Origin of the sequence: Allorhodopirellula heiligendammensis, from assembly GCF_007860105.1 — a bacterium.
GTDB classification, from domain to species: domain Bacteria; phylum Planctomycetota; class Planctomycetia; order Pirellulales; family Pirellulaceae; genus Rhodopirellula; species Rhodopirellula heiligendammensis.
This window is the reverse complement of the sequence record NZ_SJPU01000025.1, coordinates 1-3,211: the sequence shown is the minus strand read 5'-3', so window position 1 is coordinate 3,211 and position 3,211 is coordinate 1. Positions and strand designations below refer to the sequence as shown.

Below are 3,211 nucleotides of genomic sequence, written 5' to 3'. Positions count from 1 at the left end.
TGTCCGATCCATTGAGCGGTGGGAACCAATCGGCAGGGACCGGTTTGGTGGGAGTCAGCACGATGGTGAAATCGCCAGTTCTCGCTCTTTCGACAGTCTCTCGATCCACCGGCTTGGTCCAACGATCAGCTTGATTGACTAGCTGATCCCACGCACCTTGATTGTGCTTGCGAACATCTGTTTCGTTCATGGGTCATCTCGCTGCGAGATCCGTTGTCGAAACATCCGACTACTTCGAAAGCTTCTTCTTGGCCGTGGTTAATCCTTTGGAGATTGTGTCCGCTGACTCCGTTGCGTCCATGCCAGCTAGCACCATAAATGCTTCGCTGAGCACTCGTTTTGTTTCCGCAACCGAGATAGCGGTCTTGTCAGTGTCCACTCGGCGTGACACTTCGTTGTAAAAATCAGTCAGTTTCATCGAATCAATCCAATCAATTCTTGGTGACGTTTGCCAGTCGGACTGGCGTAAGAATATCGAAGTTATTGCCAAACGAACTGCTGCCGCCAACCCATGGGCAACCTCGCAATGGTGAACTCCACACTCAGTGTAGCGAGTCATGCGAACCGGTGGCTGCCGTGTCGCACTTGCTCACGATTCGTCGCTGTCGCCTGCCTCAAGGTACACCCAATCTGTCGGTGTCGCTCCGAGTCCCGTCGTGCTGCCTCTGGGAACTCAGGAACAACGCACCGTGGGGATGCTCCTCTCTCCGCTGCCAGGCGTGTCGAAGAGCGTCCTAAAAGCCGGATTTTAAAAAGCCGATTGCAGGCGACCGTCTGCCTAGACGGACGTGACCTAGACTGCGGAGCAGTGACTGATCGAGCCCTAGATCCTGGCATGTGTAACTGGACGCGCCTGCGGTTGTTGTATCGCCGCTGGTCGCCGGAGCCAACGCCCTGCATGGCCGGGATCGGGCAAAAGCAAAAGCCTGCGACACCGTTGCGGATCGCAGACTTTCATCGGCTATCAGAGACTGCCATCTGGTAAACACAGGTGAAGTCAATTGCGAGCGCACCTATGGCTGCCGAGCGCTGTCCGACGACAACGCCATTTTGAATCACCTAAAGACATTGGAGTGAAAAGTCTCTAATCTTGGCGTTGATCAAGCGAACATCATGGTGGCACCAAATGTCAATGGTGCAAACAGGTATGGGCGGAGGAACCATCGACTTCTGGTCAATGAATCCAAAGGGGCAGCTCTATACTAAACGCGCGTTGCAAGTGGACATGGGAGAGAATGGAGTTGCACCACTGACAGTAATCGATCCCATTTTGCAACTTCGACGAATTGCCGAAGTGATGGCCATTGGATTGAGCTACGCTGAGAGCCTGGAGTATGACATGGAGAACTCTCAGCTCGCTTTCGCATTTCGGTGGACGCGACTACCATGCTCAGCGACTCCCTCATTTACGTTCCGGTCTGGCTCGCTCTAGTCGGCTGGTTCGTCGGTAGCTTCGCCCGAGTCCGCAACGTTCAGGATTCCAGCGGCAAGCGGGAGACTATCTACTATTTCTCTTGGCTGTTCGGGAGCGTGATGATCACCCTTCATATTCTGGCCAGCTACGGACTTGCTCACGGCTGGAGCCACGCTGCAGCGATCGAGGCGACTGCCGAGGAATCTGAGCAGGTCACCGGGATCCGTGCCGGATGGGGCGTGTACGTCAATTTCGCATTCGCCGCAGTCTGGATGGGCTATTCGACCGCAATGGCAACCCACGGGCGGCGATGGCCCTCAATCGACAAGATAGTTTTTTGGTTCACCGCACTGATCATCGTTTCCGCCGCCATCGTTTTTGAAACCGGAGTAGTGCGTTGGCTTTCGGTTGCCGGTTTTATCTGTCTGATGATTTCGCATCGTTGGACTCGACAATCCAGCATGATCGGTTTGAGATCCGGGTGCAAGCAGAATCCAGCGGCACAGGTCGCGAGGGGCGAGTAGGCGACTGCGATGATCAACCATGGCCGTTTGCAAAGGTTCATGCACAGACCTCTTCATCCGATGAACTCGTCTCCCAGCGGTCGACCCAGTGAGAAAAGAAGCTATCCGCGTTCGCAAAAGGAAACGCCTATGCGTTGTTACCGATTCGACAACCTTGTCTAACTGACTCGTGAGTGATTCTCGCTGGCGCCAGACCCCCGGTCAACAAGAACGGGGAAAGCACTCCTTGAGGAAGGGACGCTGGGTGATCCAGACGGTCGGGATCCTGGTTTCTGAATGGTAGGCGTGGGCTTACCCGGGAGGGATTAACTTCGCGACGAGCATCTTCAACGCGGCCGGAGAGATTCTTGAACCGAAGCGTCAAAATCCGGATTTTAAAAACGTTCTCGGGCTTTGCCTCTGATCGGAGGCAACAACGCCGGTCCGGATCGCTGGCAAACCGCTCCATGTCGATTCTCGTCAAAGGAGGCCAGCGAAGCGATTGAGTTTCGGTTCAGAGTGTGCGGCCATGCTGGTGAAAGAGCAGGTCGAGAAAGCGAAACCGGAAATGGTGTTTATCCTCCTCAAGGACTCCGACACACCCGGCACGGTCACTCGACTGGAATCCCCAGGCCGCGGTTACGACAGAGGGTGTCATCACCCGAAAGCACTATCGTAGCATTGGCAACGATGAAGTTGTTCAGGATCAACTGGGTCAACAGCTTCCAGAGATGATCGATGTCCCAATCCGCGTACGAGAAGAAGCGGTGGTATTCAGAGGACTGAAAGAATCCAGCGCGTCATCAACGGGCGAAACGTTTAGAATTTGGTGTTACTGGCGAAAGCTGGGGAGAACGTGCGAAGCAGAGACTCGAACGAACTATCAAGTCCATGGTGGGCAGATTACTATCATTTTTCCAACGTTTTCGTGTGGTGGACGAGTGTCGGGTGCGCTCGTGCGGAAGACAATCATCGGAGCAGCATCCTGAACATTCCCTACATCGCCTCGCCAAAACTATACAAATCCGGAACATGTTATTTACGCATTTTGGCAATATCCTGCTCGCTAATCGACCTGGCTAACCACTTTGATGCCGAAACCAGACAGGTTCGACTGGATCAGCGACCGCTTTCAGGACTTAGTGGCCGTCTCTGGCAGCCACTGTAAAAACACTTCTTGAACATTGTCGCCACGACTGCCAGGAGTTTAAGGCGTGCTTGTCGATGAATTCGGTAATCGGATCACTGGCGGGATCTGCATCGTCAAAGGAAAAATCGCGAAGGTGAATGCCAG

Annotated in this window: 2 protein-coding genes and 1 pseudogene; 1 reads left to right on the top strand and 2 read right to left on the bottom strand. The window is 54.0% G+C overall.

The genetic code is table 11. From position 1 onward, the window contains the following. Positions 1-190: pseudogene (locus tag Poly21_RS26715) on the bottom strand (SAM-dependent methyltransferase); the annotation flags it as partial. A gap of 39 nt (positions 191-229) precedes the next feature. After that, positions 230-418, bottom strand: a complete 189-nt coding sequence (locus Poly21_RS26710) for a hypothetical protein (RefSeq protein WP_146405612.1) — start codon at positions 416-418, stop codon at positions 230-232. 968 nt (positions 419-1,386) lie between these two features. Here Poly21_RS26710 and Poly21_RS26705 point away from each other — a divergent pair. Then, on the top strand, positions 1,387-1,938 hold the full coding sequence (locus tag Poly21_RS26705) for a hypothetical protein (protein ID WP_146410117.1): 552 nt from the start codon (positions 1,387-1,389) through the stop codon (positions 1,936-1,938). Positions 1,939-3,211: the final 1,273 nt, after the last annotated feature.